Annotated in this window: 16 protein-coding genes and 1 pseudogene; 15 read left to right on the top strand and 2 right to left on the bottom strand. The window is 38.3% G+C overall.

All coding sequences use genetic code 11. The features are described 5' to 3' along the window. Positions 1-227 (bottom strand): hypothetical protein (locus WYK_RS25610; RefSeq protein WP_040374438.1); only part of this gene is annotated, 227 nt, incomplete at its 3' end. A 331-nt stretch (positions 228-558) separates the two neighbouring features. Here WYK_RS25610 and WYK_RS10445 point away from each other — a divergent pair. The 3 genes from WYK_RS10445 to WYK_RS10435 are packed head-to-tail and all read left to right on the top strand — an operon-like array spanning position 559 to position 2,976. Then, positions 559-1,377 (top strand): ABC transporter permease subunit, encoded by an 819-nt coding sequence (locus WYK_RS10445; protein ID WP_040374437.1) that lies wholly within the window; start codon positions 559-561, stop codon positions 1,375-1,377. Next, positions 1,374-2,324, top strand: a complete 951-nt coding sequence (locus tag WYK_RS10440; protein ID WP_040374436.1) for a hypothetical protein — start codon at positions 1,374-1,376, stop codon at positions 2,322-2,324. Before WYK_RS10445 ends, WYK_RS10440 begins: the two co-directional genes overlap by 4 nt. 25 nt (positions 2,325-2,349) lie before the next feature. Beyond that, on the top strand, positions 2,350-2,976 hold the full coding sequence (locus WYK_RS10435) for a class I SAM-dependent methyltransferase (protein WP_040374435.1): 627 nt from the start codon (positions 2,350-2,352) through the stop codon (positions 2,974-2,976). 34 nt (positions 2,977-3,010) lie between these two features. On the opposite strand, the gene WYK_RS10430 is transcribed toward WYK_RS10435, so the two are convergent. Beyond that, the gene (locus WYK_RS10430) at positions 3,011-3,847 is read right to left on the bottom strand and encodes a DMT family transporter (protein ID WP_040374434.1); all 837 of its coding nucleotides are present in this window, start codon (positions 3,845-3,847) and stop codon (positions 3,011-3,013) included. A 285-nt stretch (positions 3,848-4,132) separates the two neighbouring features. On the opposite strand from WYK_RS10430, the gene WYK_RS10425 reads away from it, so the two are divergent. The 12 genes and pseudogenes from WYK_RS10425 to WYK_RS10370 all read left to right on the top strand — a co-directional run bounded on the left by WYK_RS10425 (position 4,133) and on the right by WYK_RS10370 (position 19,740). After that, entirely contained in the window at positions 4,133-5,503 is a 1,371-nt protein-coding gene (locus tag WYK_RS10425) for an aspartate kinase (RefSeq protein ID WP_040374433.1), read from the top strand. Positions 5,504-5,734: 231 nt separating this feature from the next. Further along, positions 5,735-6,934: a sensor histidine kinase gene (locus WYK_RS10420; RefSeq protein WP_051387437.1), complete on the top strand. Its 1,200-nt coding sequence runs from the start codon at positions 5,735-5,737 to the stop codon at positions 6,932-6,934. After that, complete coding sequence (locus WYK_RS10415; RefSeq protein WP_040374432.1) at positions 6,931-7,593, top strand: response regulator transcription factor; 663 nt, start codon at positions 6,931-6,933, stop codon at positions 7,591-7,593. The genes WYK_RS10420 and WYK_RS10415 overlap by 4 nt, the downstream gene beginning before the upstream one ends. A gap of 141 nt (positions 7,594-7,734) precedes the next feature. Next, the gene (locus tag WYK_RS10410; RefSeq protein WP_040374431.1) at positions 7,735-8,670 is read left to right on the top strand and encodes an ABC transporter ATP-binding protein; all 936 of its coding nucleotides are present in this window, start codon (positions 7,735-7,737) and stop codon (positions 8,668-8,670) included. A 10-nt stretch (positions 8,671-8,680) separates the two neighbouring features. Next, positions 8,681-9,883 (top strand): ABC transporter permease, encoded by a 1,203-nt coding sequence (locus WYK_RS10405; RefSeq protein WP_040374430.1) that lies wholly within the window; start codon positions 8,681-8,683, stop codon positions 9,881-9,883. Next, positions 9,880-11,045 (top strand): annotated as a pseudogene (locus WYK_RS26325) (ABC transporter permease). Before WYK_RS10405 ends, WYK_RS26325 begins: the two are co-directional and overlap by 4 nt. Before the next feature lie 283 nt (positions 11,046-11,328). Beyond that, positions 11,329-12,270, top strand: a complete 942-nt coding sequence (locus WYK_RS10395; protein WP_040374429.1) for a VanW family protein — start codon at positions 11,329-11,331, stop codon at positions 12,268-12,270. A 475-nt stretch (positions 12,271-12,745) separates the two neighbouring features. Continuing rightward, the gene (locus tag WYK_RS10390; protein WP_040374428.1) at positions 12,746-14,476 is read left to right on the top strand and encodes an ABC transporter ATP-binding protein; all 1,731 of its coding nucleotides are present in this window, start codon (positions 12,746-12,748) and stop codon (positions 14,474-14,476) included. Next, complete coding sequence (locus WYK_RS10385) at positions 14,463-16,250, top strand: ABC transporter ATP-binding protein (protein WP_040374427.1); 1,788 nt, start codon at positions 14,463-14,465, stop codon at positions 16,248-16,250. Before WYK_RS10390 ends, WYK_RS10385 begins: the two co-directional genes overlap by 14 nt. Before the next feature lie 66 nt (positions 16,251-16,316). Then, positions 16,317-16,658 (top strand): PadR family transcriptional regulator, encoded by a 342-nt coding sequence (locus tag WYK_RS10380; protein ID WP_040374426.1) that lies wholly within the window; start codon positions 16,317-16,319, stop codon positions 16,656-16,658. A 254-nt stretch (positions 16,659-16,912) separates the two neighbouring features. Continuing rightward, entirely contained in the window at positions 16,913-17,932 is a 1,020-nt protein-coding gene (locus WYK_RS10375) for an ATP-grasp domain-containing protein (protein ID WP_040374425.1), read from the top strand. A 185-nt stretch (positions 17,933-18,117) separates the two neighbouring features. Continuing rightward, on the top strand, positions 18,118-19,740 hold the full coding sequence (locus WYK_RS10370; RefSeq protein WP_051387434.1) for a YceG family protein: 1,623 nt from the start codon (positions 18,118-18,120) through the stop codon (positions 19,738-19,740). Positions 19,741-19,776 lie beyond the last annotated feature (36 nt).

Genomic DNA, 19,776 nt, shown 5'->3' with positions numbered 1-19,776 from the left:
GATTTTACTCTTCGTGTTTTGGTAATGAGTTCCTCAGTGATAGTAAAGAACAAGCCCACTCCAAATACTAGCATCGAGTTAAATACTATAGCTATCGCAGCAAATGTTAAAAGATGGTTATCGTTGTAACCGGTTTCAAACAAACTAATAATAAATATAATTCCACCTATTGTACAACCAATCATTGCAAAGATACGGACAAAGTTAAGTAGTTTGTATTGTTCCATTTACAAATCATCTCCTTATATAGTTAATTTTAGTATAATTCACAAATTTGTCAAACCTTTTCATGAATTTATTGTATTTTATGCCGAAATAGTTGACAAGTTTACAGAAAAATGATTTTAAATCCTGACTAAAAATTAATATCGTAATATTCTAACTAATTTGTTAATATTGGTAATAGTTACCACGATTTTAAGGGGAGGGGTTTATATTAAGCTTGCAGCGAGATTAACTGGGAATTTACTTTTATACATAATCATTGGATTGCTTTTAGTATTACTGGTCCTTATGCCTCGTGAAACAACCTCACATCGTGAGGGAACCACTGACGTGATGAGTTATTCATTTACTTGGAGTTCGTATAAGCAAAACATCGTTACTTATTGGAAAGAAGTGAAAGAAAATAAAACACTTGGTATGACTATGTATGAAGATCCTGTGGAAGAAGAACTTCTTTATTATGCTAAAAAAAGCGTTGTAATTATAATTCCCGCATTTTTACTGAGTCTCTTTTTTGGTGTCTGCAAGGGAATCTATGATTACCGCCATACAGGCGGTGTTGGTAAATTAACTGGAAAAGGATCCACTTGGGTTTTACAATCTGTTCCAGACTTCTTCTTTATTATGGTCATTCAAATGTTTATGTTCTTTTGTATGAAAAATGACATATGGAAACCGGATATTTATGGCGATGAAGAGTGGTACAACGTATTTTTACCCATTCTTTATCTTTGTATGTACCCAATTGCTATAATCGCACGTTTAACTGCAGAAGCATTAGAGGAGGAAGAAACAGCTGATTATATTCGGACAGCTCGTTCGAAAGGTGCTAAGGATTGGGCGGTTATTTGGAAGCATGCCTTGTTGAATTGCTGGCCGAAGTTATTGCAGCATTTAATGCCAATTGCGTTAATAATCATGTCAGCTATGTTTGTGGTCGAATATCTATCGATGTATCGCGGCATTGGCACAAGACTAATTAGAGCCCTTCAGTTTAACGGGTGGTTTTATGCCGGTGAACCAATGGTCATGGATACTGCAGCAATAATAGGGTTCAGTTTATTATTGATGGCCATTTTACTAATTTTTCAATGGCTTCAGGAGATTTTGACCTTTTTCCTTGTTCCAGTACGGAAGGAGGATAATAAATGAGGAAAAATGTCCCGCTGCTCATCGGAATATGCGGATGTTCTGTATTTATGATTCTGGCCATTGCAGGACCCTATTTACCAGGGATTGATGCAAAACTAACAAAGCGCAGTTATTATCCAGATTTTTTTTCATACCCGCCATTCCCACCGTCCCAAGATTTTTTGTTAGGTACGGACCGGGAAGGTCGTGATGTACTTAGTTTCCTTGTAATTGGGACAAGGAATACCCTTGCAACGGTACTTGGAATGAGCCTTTCTGTCTTTATTTTAGCGATGATCCTGGCTGTTAGTGCGGCCCATTCAAAAAGTATAAATCTGATTTTGCAGGCTTGGAATTATTTATTCTCTCGTGTTCCGGTTATATTTATGGTTATGTTTTTTTCTTTACTGCCATTAATCGTTTTCAGCTCTCAGCGTATTCTCTGGATGATGGGGTTGATTATCCTTTTTGAAGTCGGAAAGGTAGCGGAGCTCATGAAGAAAAGTATCAAGCATGTTCAAGCATCGACGTATTACGAAGCAGCCACTGTACTCGGCACAGGGATAAAAGGAATGTTTACTAGATATTATTGGCCGCTCTGTTCACCTCAGTGGCTGTCTTATTTCTTCACACATCTTGGCAATATGTTATTTTTGATCGGACAGCTAGGTGTATTTGGAATATTTTTATCACAAAGCTTATCACAAATGGAGAATGGAGCTTACATGATTACAAACACGGCAATTGAATGGCCGTTATATATTTCAAACGTGCTTGTTGATATTGACGGAGCTCCCTGGATTCCTATTACAGCAGCTGTTTTTATAGGTACTGCAATGTTTTCTTTTTTTGCACTAAGCGAAGGTATCCGGCGCAAGTCACGCTTAGAACACCAAGGCTGGATTGAGAGAAAAGGATCACTTCTGAAGAGGTTCCTATCTAAGTTTCCTAAATCAAAAAGTGCTTAACAATAAGTTAAGAAGGAGATAAACAATGCTAAATAAACAGGGATTTGACATTTGGGCAAATGAATATGACCAAAGTGTTAAAGTTAGTGAAGATCAATTGCTATATCCATTCGCGGGATATAAGAAAGTAATCAACACCATTTTCAATGAAATCATGCAGATCAAACATGCGCAGGTGTTAGATATTGGCATAGGAACAGCGACTTTAAGTCACCGGCTATATGACTATGGTCATAGTATTGACGGCCTAGACTTTTCCACTAAAATGATCGAAATTGCTCAAGCTAAAATGCCAAAAGCAAATGTAATGGAGTGTGATTTCTCAAAAGGTTTGCCTAAAGAAATCAAAGAAAAGAAATATGATTTTATTGTAAGTACCTACGCATTACACCATTTAAACGATGATGAAAAACTGATGTTTATCGAAGAGTTACTGCCATTACTAACCGATAACGGGAAAATTCTTATTGGGGACATTGCCTTTCAAAGTCGGGAGAAACTGCAAGCATGCAGAAAAGAAAGTAGTGCCTATTGGGATGATGATGAGTTTTATTTTGTATACGATGAACTCGTTGTATCGTTACAAAAGGTATGTACATGCGAGTTTCATCCAATTTCACATTGTGCTGGTATTTTGATCCTAACAAAATAGTGAACAGAAAAAAAACAGGGGGATCCCTGTTTTTTTATATCTTAGTTAGAATGATGCCGATTAAGGCGATAGCGACACCCGCCATTTGATAGAGCTTTAATCTCTCTTTGTAAAGATAACAGCCAATAAAAACAACCACTAAGCAGTTTAAGCTGACAATAGGAAAGACAATACTTGAGATTCCTGTATTCAATGCGTAAAAATAGCATGAGTAACCGATTAGACTGAGCATAGAAACCGTGGCGCCGATTTTAACTTCTGATTGTTGTACTTTTTCTTTTTTTCTTGCCATTGTTATAAGTAAGTAAGCACTGCCCCCGCCATACATGGCGGATAAAACCTCAAGAGACTCAATATGAAGATGGGACGATACCTGCATTAATACCCCAAGTACACCGAAAGAAAAAATGGCTAAAATAATATGAAGCATCCATAAAGTATAATGAACATTTTTTGAAGCTTTCGGTGAATATTGAATGATTAGTGCCGCTCCTAGCATGCTCAGAATGCCTAACCATTGAACGAGTGTAATATGTTCTTTAAAGATAAGACCTGCACATAGAATGGGAAATAGAGTATTGGCTGCTATTAGAGGAGATGTTAAACTAGCCGGCCCGTTATCAAAGGCATGAGACATCTGGATATTGCCATAAGCATTTAAAATACCAATTGTCGCCCCTAGTACAATTGCTAGAAGATGAATGTGGTATTTCCCACTAATTAGGCTGAAACCTAATGTAAGAAAAAAAGCAGAAATATAAAAGAAAAATTGAATATGTATCTTGGAAAAGCCTTTCGTATTGCTCCATTTAAAGATCGTGTTGTTGATTCCAAAAGAACAGCTGGTGAGTAAGGCGGCCAATAACCACAAGTGACTTCGCTTCTTTCCGAAAAGATTTAAAATTCATACTTATTGTAAGTCCGTTATAATCGTAATGCAATAGGTAAAAAAGGAGAGATGTAATGGACAAGATCAGTATGCGTTTAGTCATGAGACAATAATCGTTGTTCTATCTTCTTTGTAAACTACATACCATTCCGTGATAAAAGTACATTTGTTTTTTTAGGGCAGAATATCCCTTGATTAATGGCTACAAAAGAGTGATAATAAGGGGAGTTATTTTTACTGAATATTTAATTTATAGGGGATGGGTTCATGAAAGTTGTGAAATTTGGCGGTAGTTCACTTGCTTCGGGAGAACAGCTAAAGAAGGTATTAGATATCGTCACAAGTGATTCTGAACGAAGGATTGTAGTTGTATCAGCACCAGGAAAACGAAATTCTGATGATATAAAAGTCACTGATTTATTAATTGCTTGCGGAGAAGATCAATTAGCGGGAGAAGATGCAGCGGATTTACTGGAAACTGTTATTCTCCGCTATTCAGATATTGCTTCAGAATTGGAACTGAGTGAAGACGTTGTTTCCGAAATCAGTGAAAATTTCTATTCGCTCCTCTATGCTGACCAAAAAGATCCACTGAGGTATCTGGATGGATTGAAGGCTGGTGGAGAAGACAATAATGCTAAACTTGTAGCGGCTTTTTTCACAAAAGAAGGATACGCAGCTCGTTATGTGAATCCTTTTGATGCAGGTTTAATTCTTACCGATGAAAATGGTTATGTCGAAGTGCTGTCAGAATCGTATCAACGCCTTTATGAACTTCGGGATCAGAAGGAAATTTTAATCTTCCCTGGATTTTTTGGATATACAGCAGACAAAGAGGTGCTTACTTTCTCTCGAAGTGGTTCGGATATAACAGGTTCAATCCTAGCTAATGGGACGAAAGCTGATTTGTATGAAAACTATACGGATGTAGATGCTGTCTATGCAGTCAATCCTAATGTGGTGAACCAACCGAAGGAAATAAAGGAGTTAACGTATCGCGAAATGCGCGAGCTCTCTTATGCAGGTTTTTCTGTTTTTCATGATGAAGCGTTGATTCCTGCTTACCGCGCGGGCATACCAGTGCAAATCAAAAATACAAATAATCCTGAATCTGAAGGTACGAAGATTGTTAATGAACGAAAAAACAATAATGGTCCAGTCATTGGTATCGCAAGTGACAAGGGATTCTGCAGTATCTATATTAGTAAGTACTTAATGAATCGTGAAATAGGATTTGGGCGAAAGCTATTACAGATTCTCGAAGAAAATTATGTTTCCTATGAGCATATCCCATCTGGCATTGATGATATCACAATCATTCTTAGAGAGTATCAGCTTGATAGAGAAACAGAAGCTTGCATTATTGAGAGAATTAAAGATGAGCTTCATGCAGATGAAATCGAGGTACAGCACGATTTGGCTCTAATTATGGTTGTAGGTGAGGGCATGCGTCATAATGTAGGAACAACAGCCAGAGCTTCTCAAGCACTGGCTAAAGAAAAGGTCAACATTGAAATGATAAATCAAGGTTCGTCAGAAGTCAGCATGATGTTCGGCGTGAAAGCCAAAGATGAAAAGAAAGCAGTCCAAGCCCTCTATCAAGAATTTTTTTCAGAAGTAGCGGCGATCATTGTGTAATCGTAAGAGGGCGCCTTTAAAAGGGCTCTTTTTTTGTTATTTAATATACCCCATTAGGTATTACAAGACGTACAGATGGGAAAACGGCCACTCTAGACGGGATTGTTCCTTAGTTTGAACCAAATCATAGTTAAAATTGATCGTATCCCGCCGACTCCCAATAAAAAAACACTTCCATTTACTAAGGGTTTTCGTCATGATTAAAGAAAAATATAGATAGCGGGTGGTTGTTTGGGGAATTGGTTAATCCATCTTCGAGTGGTTATGTATATCTTGATTAGCTTCATGTATTTTGTAAAGGCGCCTGATCAGAGTTTGCTAAAAGGGACTATTTTCATCATAATGGCTCTTTTTGTGTACAATCATTTTTTTCAATATGACTTCTATAAAGATAAAATCAAACTTTCTACTATTTTAATTGATGGCATGCTGTGCTTCGTTTACGGCTTCCTTTTTCCTTCTTCAACATTGTATTTAATTCTTGTAGGAGTGACAGCTATCACACTGTTCCTCTCTGAATTTGCTAACAAAATACGTCAACGTTTGTTATGGGGCAGCTTTATTTTATGGTTGATTGTTATGCTGGAATGCTTCATTCGCACCGGTTACGTTGATTTATTTGATAATTTAACCGGCGTATCTTTTGTTGTTTTCGGGACAGTAGTTGGTGATTTGATTCGGAAATTATATGAAGCTAGTGAAGTGGTCACTCTACAATATGAACAAATGAGTCGTTCACATCAAGAACTTGAAGATGCACACCAGCAATTACAACAGTACGCTCAGACAGTGGAACAGTTAACGGTAGATCGGGAACGAAACCGCATAGCACGTGAAATACATGACACGGTTGGACATAAAATGACTGCCTTGCTAGTGCAGTTGCAACTTGCACGCGAGCTAATGAATCAAAATAAGCCCAAAGCAGAAGCAGCAATGAACATCTGTGGAGTATTAGCAAGGGATGCATTGGAGGAAGTGCGTTTTTCGGTTAAGACTATCCACAGTGATGAAGGCTCACAACAAACATTTATCGCTTCCGTTCGTAAATTGTTTGAGGACTTTTATAAGTCAGCAAGTCTACAAACGACCTTTGATCTAGCGGGTGATCCAACTAGTATTCCAAGCACACTACAGCCGACACTTATTCGAATCATCCAAGAGTCTTTGACGAATGCCAAACGCCACGGACAAGCAACTCATTGCCATGTGATACTTTCTTGTACTCTCGAAAAGATTACGTTAACAATCAAGGATAATGGATATGGAATGAGTAAGGTCACGCCTGGTTTTGGTCTAATCAATATGAAGGAACGAATAGAAGAACATGGAGGGACAGTGTGTTTTCAAAGCATTCATCAAGGAGGATTCGAGATAGACGTTGAATTACCGTTACATCAAAAACGCTGGATAATAGGAGGGGTCTTATGATTAGAGTATTGATTGCCGACGATCAAGCATTGATTCGGGAAGGATTATCAGCACTACTTAACCTTAGGGAAGAAATAGAGGTAATTGGAATCGCTGAAGATGGTCAAGATGCCTATGAACAAGCGATTCATCTCCAGCCTGATATTGTTTTAATGGATATTCGTATGCCAAATGTAGATGGAGTGAAAGGGACCCAACTGATTACTTCTCAGCTTCCACATACAAAGGTACTGATGTTGACTACCTTTAAAGATAGTGAATTAATTTTTCAGGCATTAGAGGAGGGAGCATCTGGTTACTTATTAAAAGATCTCTCTGTAGATGCTATCGTTAAGGCAATCATGACAGTATTGTCAGGTGGAATTGTCCTTCCCCCACAACTAACAGCCGAGATCATTCATGAGCTGAGAAGGAATAAGGAGAATGATGCTTCAACAATACAAGTACCTAAACTATTTCATGAACTTTCTCTTCGTGAAGTTGAGGTTCTGCGTCATTTGGGTGAGGGGCGTAATAATAAAGAAATTGCTGCTAGTCTTTATATCACCGAAGGTACTGTAAAAAATCATGTATCTAACATCATAAGTAAACTTGAAATGCGCGATCGAACTCAGGCTGCCATATTTGCGGTTAGATACGGGATAACTGTTTTTAAGTAACCATGACTTTCAGCATAGTGTATTAGTCAAAAGGCCTGATGAAGGCCTTTTTTTCGTGCTTTACTTTCTATCCTGCGCTCGATGTATACCAATCCGTTATTTTATAAACTGTGGAGGAGAGATGAAAAGGAGGTTAAGAAAGTGCTTAAAGTTGAAAATATAAAAAAGTCATTTGATCAAAAAGAAGTTGTAAAGAATGTTTCTTTTTCAGTTGATAAGGGTGAAGCATTTGGGCTGCTTGGTCCCAACGGTGCAGGTAAATCAACGCTAATCTCAATGATCTGCGGGTTGGTTAAGTACGATCAAGGAGACATTTGGATAGATGGTCTATCAGTGAAAAAAAGACCCTTAGAAATCAAAAAGAAAATTGGGATAGTCCCGCAAGAAATTGCCCTCTACCCGACGATATCTGCTCGTGAAAATCTATTGTTCTGGGGGAAAATGTACGGTCTAACAAGGGCTGAAACAAAAAGAAAGGCCGAGGAGGTGCTCTCTTTTGTCGGACTTAGTGAGCGGGCAAAAGATAAGATTGAAACGTTTTCTGGCGGCATGAAAAGACGAATTAATATTGGAGCTGCCTTGATGCATGAACCAGAACTGTTGATTATGGATGAACCAACAGTAGGAATCGACCCGCAATCCCGAAATCATATTCTAGAAACGGTCAAGGATTTGAATAAAAGTGGTGTTACGATTATTTATACCAGTCACTACATGGCAGAAGTAGAGTATTTATGTGACCGAATTGGGATTATTGATCAGGGAGAAGTGATGGCGCTCGGAACCCAAAGAGATTTATGTAATCGGTTAGCAAATGGGACGGTTATCGAAATGAAACTAACGAATCTAAATGAGGAGTTCCTTCAATATATTAAACAAATTCATGGTGTTGAAAGAGTGATGATTAAGCCTGATACACATGCAATCGATATTTGTATTAATGAAACGGAAAATCCACTGCCTGAAATTATTACGCTAGCCGTTAACGCAAATATACAGATAGAAACAATGGAACGAAAAGAACCCAATTTAGAGAGTCTGTTTTTACAACTGACTGGACGCTCTTTGCGAGATTAGGAGGGAAGAGATGCAAAGTTTACACATTGCTTGGAATGATGTCAAAATTCGAATAGCTGATCGCAGCGCCCTTATCATGCTGTTATTGCTGCCGCTTGTCCTAACTGCTATTCTCGGTACCGCTTTGAAACCAATTATGAGTAATGAAGACAGCTTTGCAGACACGACCATTGGTTTGTATACGGCTGATAGCGATTCACTCGCAAGGATTTTTGAAGAAGACGTTTTACGAAAACTTGATTTTATTAAAATTGAATCAACCAATAAAGAAGAAAACTTGGGGAAAATGCTGAAGGAAGGAAAAATTGATGTGGGGCTCTCTATTCCAACCGTTTGGAGTGAGAATGTAAAGGAAGGGAAACTTAAAGAGGTCAGATTATTTTCTAATTCTGATAAAGAATTGAAAGCTGCTGTGATTGAATCTATATTAACCTCATTTGTCAGCCGTGTTCAGAGCGTTTCTCACACGACTAACGTTGTTATGGCCGACTTAAGCACTTCACAAGCCGTAGCAGCAGGACCAGGAGAAGTTACTGAACTAGCGAGTACGATAACTGTGGAATTAACCAACCAAGGAAATGAAGTAACGCCAATAACGGATCGGACGATTGGAAAGGAAACCGTCTCATCTATGCAATATTATGCTGCGGCAATGGCTGCTATGTTTCTTTTGTATAACATAACCACTGGTGCAAAATCCTTTATAAAGGAGCGTGACTTAGAAACGCTGGCACGATTGAAAATCAGTCCTACAAGTGATTGGTCCATTATTTTAGGGAAGTTCCTAGGAACATTAGGGTTTGCCTGTATCCAATTTCTTATATTTATTATGGGCACCTCCCTCTTTTGTAAAGTGCATTGGGGGGATAATGTTGGCCAATTGCTAGCGATGGGAGGGGCCTATGCTGTGGCTGTTTCAGGACTCTCTATGCTGCTTGCTGGACTCATAAAGGAAATGAGAACGGCGGATTTAATTAGCGGAATTGGGATACAAATTCTAGCATTCGCTGGAGGATCCATGCTGCCACTGTCCCAATTTCCAGACTTCCTTAAGCGTCTCTCGGACGTTGTGCCTAATAAGTGGGCGCTGACGGGTTTTTTAGAAATCATGGCTGGAGTTAATTGGGGAGAAATACTCCCTGCTATTATCGGTTTGTTTTTAGTGGGAATCGCGGCCATGCTGATTGGAACGTTACGACTCAGAACACGATGAAGGGGGGGATAGTAATGAAGAAAATTTGGAGTATATGCAGTATGGAGGTAAGGCTGGTTTTTAGAAACCCGCGAAACTATTTAATTATGTTTGCTATGCCGATTATTTTCACTCTTCTATTTGGAAATGTAATGACTGAAAGTGAAGAGGAAAAGGCAACAATCCTCTATGTTGACCAAGATAAGACTACTTTATCAAAAGGATTTATCGACGTAATGAGGAAAGATGATTCACTCTTTACATTGGTAGAAACCTCTTCAAAGGAAGCTTCACAAAAACTAAAGGAAAAAGAGGCTGAGGGTGTCATTCTCATTTCAAAAGGGTTTGGGGAACAACTGAAAACTGGGAGCAAGCCAGAGGTAAGATTCGAAAGAATTCCAGAGTTTGTTTCAAGTCGTACAGTTACAGATTATGTTTCTAATAAGCTTTCAACAATCGTGAATCATGTATCAGCATCAAAAACTTGGAGTGAATATAGCGGTCAAGATTGGCCAATTATGTTTGAAAAGTTACAAAGGGATGAACAAGTCCAAAATACGTTGGTTAAAATAGTAGATATGAATTCGAACGAAATAAATGAAAAGAATATTTCGGCCAAGGGTTCAGGATTTTGTATTATGTTTTTAATGATTAAGTTATTTACCGTGACGGGAGTTATTATTGAGGCCAAAGGAAACGGTGTTTGGTATCGGTTGCTGAGTACTCCTGTTACACGTTTTCAAGTAGCTTCTGGCTACCTGCTTTCCTTTTTTTAATCGGATGGATTCAATTTAGTATCTTAATGCTCGCGACAAACCTGCTATTTGATGTGAGTTGGGGAAGCCCGCTTCCAATATTCATTCTCGTTTCTGCTATGATGCTGGCCTTTGTCGGAATTGGGTTAGTCATAGCAACTACAGCCAAAACATTAGAACAGCAATCAGGAATAGCTAGTTTAATTGTGATCCCAACCTGCATGCTCTCGGGAGTATATTGGCCATTAGAACTCGAACCTACTTTCATGCAAAAGATAGCTGAACTTTTGCCGCAGACCTGGGCAATGCGCGGCTTCACGGACATTATTACAACAGGCACCCTAGAGTCCATCATGACAAGCACGATTATTCTCCTTCTCTTCGCAGCAATATTCTTAACTACAGGAATCAAAAAAATCAGATTGTGAGAAGACCGAGGTATTCCGCACTTTTTGGAATAAAATACTGCATTTCACCCTTGTTTTTGTAGAAAAAACGTTCTTTATCAAGATCATTCGACAATACCACTCCTTAGAAAATTTCGGTTCCTTTATTCCTATGAAAATTACACTAAGAGGTGCTTTTTTGATTAAATGTGGTATATAATGGTGTTGAATGAAATCTACGGTAGATTTTATGTGTCTATTAGTATAGGAGTTTGGTAGGGTCTGTTTTGGATTTTGGAAAATATAATTTACGGGTGTGAAGCGAATGAAAAAAGGGATTATGCTGTTGGTGGTAGTTGGTATTTTAGTGTTCAGCGGGGTATGGCTTGGGGTGAAAAATACTGATCTGGTTTTTTCGAAAGAAAAAGAACCAGTGAAGAATAGCAGCCTGGTTAAGAAAGAACTAATGCTCATCGATAAAAAGATGAGTGATCCAAAGCTTGTTTTAGTAGACAGTAGAAATGGTAAGGAAATTCAGGTAGTGAAGGCGTCCGATATACGGGAGGAACAAGCAGCTGTAGATTTAGTCAGGTCGTTGGAAACAAAATACGACCAACCGATGATTCCAGCAAGATTAAGTAATGATGGTACATTAAAACCAGGTCAGGCACGTATTGTTCTGGAAAAAAAGCCGCTTTTGGATGAACTAAAAAATCTACGCGCTTTTCAAAGAGAGGTTAATGTACCGATTATTGAATCAGTACCGAATGTAACGGCAAAGACGGCAGCCAATGTTGACCAAACCCTTTTAGCTTCATATAAGACAAAATTTAATGCATCAGTTACCGGCAGAACTACTAATATTGCTTTATCCGCTAGTGAAATTGACCAAATTGTTTTAGGTCCTGGAGATCGTTTTTACTATAACTTAATCGTTGGTGAACGGACAGAAGCTAGAGGATATCAAAAGGCAATGGAGATTCTTAATAAAGAATTAGTAGAAGGAATAGGCGGGGGAATCTGCCAGACGTCATCTACGTTATATAATGCTGTAGATCAGGCCGGCTTAGAAATAATTGAACTTAATCATCATTCAAAGGAAGTCGGGTATGTGCCGAAAGATCGAGATGCTACCGTATCTTATGGCGGAAAAGACTTCAAATTTTTAAACAATAAGGATTATCCTATACTGCTTAAGGTAATTGTGAATAAAACGATAGGTACCATTGAGGTGCAAGTACGTGCAGCCCAGCAATATGCAGGCTGAATAGAAAGAGGATGACTCATACTGAGTCATCCTCTTTTATTTAGATAGTTGATTAAAAATAAAAATTCCCTGGCTCTCTTAAATGAAAGAATGCTTAAAGTACAGGGGGGGAAATAACTTGAATAAAGAGGGGGCAATATTCTAGTGATTTTCTGCATTCTTATTTTAAGTAGGCCAGGGAGATAACCTGAACCGGTTATCATAGAGTTGTGAAGTCGTTATCACAACATATTGCTTAGTTGCTTATATTACCAGGGTCATGAGATTAATAATGATAGTGAAAATCATTATCAATTAGATTTTCTCTTACTTTTAATAGAATGTCAAGAGTGTTTTGAATTTTTTTCAATTGAGAAAGCAAACTATTTTAAAATTCTTACAATAAATGTATGATATAGCATATATACCTACTATTCAAGATTTTAGAGTGACTAAATGAATGCCGAAAAATATTAATGAAACTAGGGTGGAAAGTATGAAGAAAATGATTCCTTTTTTGAAGCCGTACCGGCTTTCGATTATGCTGGCACTTTTCCTCATGTTTTTTGAGTTGGGTGTAGAATTGCTGCAACCGTTATTAATAGCGAAAATTATTGATGAAGGGATCCTGCAGGAGGATATGACTGTTGTGATTACTTGGGGTGTAGTGATGACTATATTGGCCATTCTTTCTTTTGGAGGGGGATTAATTAACTCCTTTGCTGCCTCACATGTCAGTCAAAGTTTTGGTTTTGATATACGGACTAAATTGTTTGAAAAGGTTCAAGCTTTTTCATTTACAAATTTAATTAAGTTCCCGACTTCCTCTTTAATTACACGAATGACTACGGACATTACGGTCCTCCAAAATACGGTGTTCATGAGCCTGCGAATTATGTTTCGTGCACCCTTATTAGTAGTTGGCGGTGCTTTGATGGCTATGTTTGTTAATTTTAAGCTATCTATCATTTTATTACTATCGATACCTATTTTACTATTCTTTTTAATATGGGTGATGCGTCGAGCAGGAAAGATGTTTAAAAACGTTCAGGAAAAACTGGATCATGTAAATGGAGTGATGCGGGAAAACTTAGTCGGTATGCGTTTGATCAAAGCCTTTCTACGCAGAAGCTATGAGGTAAATCGTTTTAATAAAACAAGTGAGGTTCTCAAAAAAAGAACAGTTACCGCCCTGCGCCTCATTGAAACGACACAGCCGATTCTCTTATTCCTCATGAATTGTTCAATACTCGTCATTCTTTGGTTAGGACGAAATCAGCTGGCAGCAGGTGAAATTAAAGTGGGGGAAGTCGTTGCAATTGTCAACTATGCGACACGAATAACGGCTTCTTTTTCTGTTTTTTCTTGGTTGATTATGGGGATATCCCGCGCACGTGCATCTGTTGCAAGGGTTAATGAAGTAATGGATACTGAAATTGATTTACTTGATCATGCCGATAATTCAAAGGAAATAATCAATGAGGGGAAAGTGACATTTGAAAATGTGTCCTTTAGGTACCCCAATCAGAAGCCTGTCCTTAACAATCTTAGCTTTACAGTTGAGGGGGGACAGACAGCTGCCATTATTGGAGCTACTGGAGCAGGAAAAACAACTCTTTTTCAGTTGATTCCACGTCTCTTTGATGTCGATGCCGGCCGTATACTAATTGATAATCTGGATAGTAAAATGTTGAAACTGGATATGCTCCGGCAGCAAATCGGCTATGTACCACAAGAAGCGCTTCTCTTTTCAGGCACAATTAAATCTAACATAGCTTGGGGAAAAGAGGATGCCTCAATGGAAGAAATTATCCAAGCTGCAAAGGATGCACAAATTCATGAAACGATACTCCAGCTTCCTTTGCAGTATGAGACTGTACTTGGACAAAAGGGTGTTAACTTATCCGGGGGTCAAAAGCAAAGGCTGTCGATTGCTCGGGCTCTTGTAAGGAAACCAAAAATTTTGTTACTTGATGATAGTACTAGCGCGCTTGATTTAAAGACTGAATCAAAACTACTTCAAGCTCTGAAGGGTTATACTTGTACCATTTTCATTATTACCCAGAAAGTAAGTACAGCTACGGGGGCTGATACGACATTATTGATCCAAGAAGGCCGGCTGCTTGCACAAGGTACGCATCATTCACTAGCTCAAAAAAATAGCTTGTATCAGCAAATTATCACCTCGCAATTGGGCAGGGAGGAGATTCCGATTGAGTCAAAGTAAAAAGGAGATAACTCATAAGAAAAAAACAAGTAAACGCTTTGCTGCGATAAAACGAATTTGGTTCTACCTAGCTGATAATAAAACGTTGCTGATGGTTGTACTTGCCATGGTTGTGATCAGTTCAGCATTAGGTCTACTTGGCCCGTTTCTTGTCGGGATGACAATAGATGATTATATTGTGAGTAAAAATGGAAATCATTTTTTGACACTCTTGCTAAGTTTATTAGTTATTTACGTATTTAACTCACTTTCAACATTTTTACAAAATTATTGGATGATAGGTATTGCGCAAGATACGGTATATACAATGCGAAGCCAGTTATTCCGTCATTTACATAAACTTCCGATTACCTTTTTTGACCGCCGACAACATGGAGAATTGATGAGTCGAGTGACAAATGATATTGAAAATGTCAGCTCCACATTAAATAGTTCGGTCATCCAAATATTCTCAAGTTTACTAACACTGGTCGGAACAATTGTAGTGATGCTTTGGCTCAGTCCACTGTTAACCTTACTGACAATGATTATCATACCGCTTATGTTCTTAGGCATGAGATGGATTACGAATCGGACAGGGAAGTTATTCAAGGAGCAGCAGAAGAATATTGGGGAGCTTAATGGTTTTATTGAGGAAACAGTTTCGGGACAGCGGATTGTTAAAACCTTTTCACAGGAAGACCGAGTGATTAGAGAGTTTAAAGTGCGAAACGAGAAATTGAAGCAATCCGGCTACTTGTCCCAAGCATACTCTGGTTTTATTCCTAAAGTAATGAATCTCCTTAATAACCTAAGCTTTGCGATTATAGCAGGGATAGGTGGTTATTTAGCTTTAAAAGGATTTATTTCAATTGGTACCATCGTTATCTTTACGGAGTATTCTAGACAGTTTACTAGACCGATTAACGATTTAGCCAATCAATTTAACACCCTTTTATCAGCTATTGCCGGAGCCGAAAGGGTCTTCGAAATTATAGATGAGGAAGAAGAAGCAGTGGATGAACAAGATGCTGGAAGTCTAGAAGATATCAAGGGTGAAGTGATCTTTGATAAAGTCTCATTCGCATACGAGAAATCAGGTGAGACGATTAAGAATGTTAATTTTAAAGTACGAGCAGGTGAAAATGTGGCACTTGTCGGACCTACAGGAGCAGGGAAAACAACTTTAGTCAATTTACTTGCACGGTTTTATGATCCCAACAGGGGAAAGATTTTAATTGACGGCCGTGATATTCAACAAGTAAAAAGAAGCAGTTTGCGCAGTCATATGGGCTTTGTCCTCCAAGACTCCTACCTTTTTCAAGGTACTGTTCGAGAGAATATCCGTTATGGTCGTTTGGATGCAACTGATAATGAAGTAGAGGAAGCAGCTAGGCTTGCAAATGCTCATAGCTTTATACAAAAACTCCCTAACGAATATGAATTTATGTTAAAACAGGACGGCAGCGGTATTAGTCAGGGACAGAAGCAGTTGATTTCGATAGCCAGAGCGCTGTTAGCTGACCCTAGTATTCTAATCTTAGATGAAGCGACCAGCAGTATTGATACAATTACTGAGGTGAAAATACAAGAAGCATTGCAGCGGCTAATGGAGGGAAGAACAAGTTTTGTTATTGCCCATCGGCTTAATACGATACAACAGGCAGATAAGATACTTGTGCTTGAAGAAGGCAGAATCATAGAAAGTGGATCACATGATTCATTATTGAAGGAAAAAGGCTTCTATTATGGTTTATATAATAGTCAGTTGAATCAAGGCAATCAAACAGGTTGATTAAACGAATGCAAAGGATTACCCTAGAGTAAGTCACTAAGTGTAGTTTTATTGGAGGTTCTTTAAATGAGAAAAAAAGCAGAAAATTATCTACCGCTTACTCATACGACGTTTTATATCTTAATTTCTTTGCAAGAACCGCTTCAGGGGTATGGGGTTATGGAGCGAGTAAAAGAAATGAGCGATGGAGAAGTGACGTTGGGTCCAGGTACTCTTTATGGAGCACTTAGTAAACTTGAAAAAGACGGACTCATTGTTAAACAGGAATCGGATCGACGAAAAAGTTATTCACTTTCTGAACTAGGAAGAATGGTCGTCACCCTTGAGTATGAACGTTTGAAGAGTGTGGTAAAAAAATGTGCAGTATATATAGAAGAATTACAGACTAGTGCTCATAAATCTGTTTGATTTCTTTTTATATTTGATGTGTGAATTCGGTCAGTAGAACCATGTCCCCATCTCAGACGGTTAAAAAACAGCCTGTTAGGATAAAATAGGGATAAGTAGAAATAATATAGAAAAAGCCTGCACATGTTTATGCAGGCTATTTTCTTGATGAAAAAATTAAATCTTTAGATAATTATGTTTACTGTGATAAACTGAATGATAATACCAAATACTAGTAAATTAGCCGCGTGAGCTTAAGAAAGGAACCATTCGTTATGAAAAAGAAAATATGGTTTAATCGCTGGTTTTCAACAGCATACCATTTTATTGAAGCAATCAAAAACAATCCAGATGGAATCGATTTTGAAATCTATGGGACCCATCCAAATCGCAATACCGTTTACTTACATGTATGCGATTATGCAGAGGTTGAACCAGAGGTAAGTGGTGAAGACTATATTAGTTTTTGTCTGGAATTTTGCAAAAAGCATGGAATTGACGTCTTTATTCCTTATCAGCATGCGCTTGAAATTTCTCAAGCCATTTTACGTTTTCAAGCAATCGGGACAAAAGTAATGGTCTGCGAGGATTTTGCTAGTATGGAAACTATTTCTCATAAGGGGAAGCTGTATGAGTCGTTTATAGAAAACGGACTTGGAAACTTAGTTCCAGAATATCGTGTTGTCCAGAATTCAGCACAATTTAAGGAGGAGTATAAGAGGCTCCGCGGTCTTGGTAAGGTTGTGTGCATAAAGCCGGCTGATGGAAGAGGCGGTGAAGGATTCCGGATTATCCGTGATGCAGAGGATACGATTATCGACTTATTTGGTCATATCAGTCATTACATATCGTTTAACGAAGCATATAAAATTCTCTCTAAGCAAGACAGATTTGAGGAATTAATGGTAATGGAATATCTGAGTGGATATGAATATAGTATTGATTGTTTGTCCTATGATGGCCAGCTTCTAGCTGCCGTCCCACGGAAGAAAGAGGAGGGACGGATTAGACAGCTTGAAGATATTCCTGAACTTATGGAAATAGCGGGGAAAGTGAATGATATTTATCAAATTCCATATGTCTATAATGTGCAAATAAAGTATAATAATGGCCTGCCGAAGCTGCTTGAAATTAATCCACGTATGTCTGGCGGTCTGCATATATCATCCCTTTCAGGTGTTAACTTTGCTTATTTAGCCTTAAAGCTCATGTTGACGGGTGATGCCGATATTGTGAAACCAAATTTACAGGTTAAAGCAACACATGTAGAAAAATCGGTGCTTTTATCTTCATAATGGATGTTAGGCGAAAATGTAAACCCAGCTTCCATTTTGGAAGTATGGGTTTTTCTTTTTTTAGGGATAGTCAGCTAGGATGAACGCATAATTTACTACCAACGAATGTGTGTCATTTGAAACCTTTTGCGTACTTATACGTTATACTTAATAGGAGTAAACGGGTAAAGAAAGGGGGGAGCACGTTGGGCGCTTTTGGCCAATATGCTAAGATCAATCCACAACTAATTACCTTTAAAGATACTGAATGGAAGAAAATGATAGATAGTCCGCGTTCTGAACGTGAACATCATCAAATAGATACAGATGGATTTAGTTTTGGTCAAGTTGCTGCTCGCTTTTTGGGGATTCCCCATGATGAAGATGATTATTATCTTACCTTATATGAGCTGTCACAAAAACCGAATGTTGAGGTATGGAGTGATCATCTAAATAAAGAAATTGCCCCTCAAATATTTCAATCTCTACAAAGTGTGCTGCAAGTGAATCAAAGTGAATCACTTTCTGTTAATCGATTTATAGCTTTTATGGAAGGAAGACAGTTGATTCCCTCTCATCAGGATGCATCATTACACCGGTATATCCGAGAAAGTTACATCGAAGTGTTGAATCAATTTGCAGCAAAACATGATGGCGGGTTAAAACATCCAGACTTTAGGCGGGTAATTATGGATCTGACAAAATGGGTTTGGAACCATATTAATGACCTGCTTAAAAAAATGGATGATGTCCTTGTACCCTGTATCATCTGGTATGGTGAGGCAACAAAAAGCGAACAGTACTTTTTATTCTTAACAAAATTACTAGGTATTGATTTATTGATTTTCCATCCAAATGGTGAAGACATTTTTAAAGAGTTTGATCCAGAGAAAACGCTCATGGTTGTACAGGATTTTCCTGTTAAAAAACAGCCTAGACCATTTCCAAAGTCAAAGCCAGTTAGAAAAGCAACAGTAGCTTATCAAGCTTCAAAAGAAATTGACCGCATCCTTCATTCAGAAGAAACACCTATTTTTAAACCATGGCAATATCGATCTCATTTACCGGTATCGATTACGTTGAAAACGACCTATGATGAACTATTTTTAATGAGTAAGGAAAGGGCCTTCATACGCCCTGGCTTTTATATTGAAGGAAATGAAATCTATATCCCCTCCGTATTTGCCAAAATTTCAGGTGTTTCTGAAAATCGGCGGAACTATTGGGAACGTGTAGAACAATTAAAGGAGGGGGAGTTGTCCTTATTCATTCGATATTTCCCTTTTACCAACAGTATAAAAGCCAATCATAAATACCATTATGATCATGCGCTAAATCCAGATGGGACGCTTGATCCAGAAAAGATGATTAAAAGTGTCTGGTGGCGGCTTAATCAGCTTCCGACAGGCGTACAGCTGGCCATTGCTGCAGGAATTTCTAGAGTATGTGCTCAACCTAAACTTCTTCCTGAGGGTCATGAATCAGTGGAAGATGTTAAACAGTTCTTGTTTACGCAGCTGACGGCTTTGCCCAAATCAGTTGTTACCCTTTTTATGAAGTTTGATTATCCGCAGCAAGTACCGCGAGTTATCCTTTATAATAGTGGTGCAACGGGAGGAATCAGCCGATCTGATGCAGCATTGTTGCTGCTATTGAACGAGATTGGGATAGATATTCTACTCTTTAATCCTTCTGGATTAAGGGATTTAGAGTTATACATTGATGAGCATGTGTATGATATCCATTTATTAGAGCAGTTTGAGTTCGAGTATGAATATCAGGAACCTAAACTCCCAATCTGGCGCAGGCTATTTCGAAAAGATACATAACTAGTGGTTTGCTAGTGGAAAATTATAAGAAAAGAG

The sequence above is a fragment of the Peribacillus psychrosaccharolyticus ATCC 23296 genome, from assembly GCF_000305495.1.
Lineage (GTDB): Bacteria > Bacillota > Bacilli > Bacillales > DSM-1321 > Peribacillus > Peribacillus psychrosaccharolyticus.
This window is presented reverse-complemented; position numbering and strand designations above follow the sequence as displayed.

What these genes read in the sequence shown, in the direction of transcription:
- WYK_RS10390 (WP_040374428.1), top strand. Translation starts at nt 12,746, where the DNA reads ATGAAGAAAATGATTCCTTTTTTGAAGCCGTACCGGCTTTCGATTATG.
- WYK_RS10395 (WP_040374429.1), top strand. Translation starts at nt 11,329, where the DNA reads ATGAAAAAAGGGATTATGCTGTTGGTGGTAGTTGGTATTTTAGTGTTC.
- WYK_RS10380 (WP_040374426.1), top strand. Translation starts at nt 16,317, where the DNA reads ATGAGAAAAAAAGCAGAAAATTATCTACCGCTTACTCATACGACGTTT.
- WYK_RS10435 (WP_040374435.1), top strand. Translation starts at nt 2,350, where the DNA reads ATGCTAAATAAACAGGGATTTGACATTTGGGCAAATGAATATGACCAA.
- WYK_RS10445 (WP_040374437.1), top strand. Translation starts at nt 559, where the DNA reads ATGAGTTATTCATTTACTTGGAGTTCGTATAAGCAAAACATCGTTACT.
- WYK_RS10440 (WP_040374436.1), top strand. Translation starts at nt 1,374, where the DNA reads ATGAGGAAAAATGTCCCGCTGCTCATCGGAATATGCGGATGTTCTGTA.
- WYK_RS10415 (WP_040374432.1), top strand. Translation starts at nt 6,931, where the DNA reads ATGATTAGAGTATTGATTGCCGACGATCAAGCATTGATTCGGGAAGGA.
- WYK_RS10375 (WP_040374425.1), top strand. Translation starts at nt 16,913, where the DNA reads ATGAAAAAGAAAATATGGTTTAATCGCTGGTTTTCAACAGCATACCAT.
- WYK_RS10425 (WP_040374433.1), top strand. Translation starts at nt 4,133, where the DNA reads ATGAAAGTTGTGAAATTTGGCGGTAGTTCACTTGCTTCGGGAGAACAG.
- WYK_RS10405 (WP_040374430.1), top strand. Translation starts at nt 8,681, where the DNA reads ATGCAAAGTTTACACATTGCTTGGAATGATGTCAAAATTCGAATAGCT.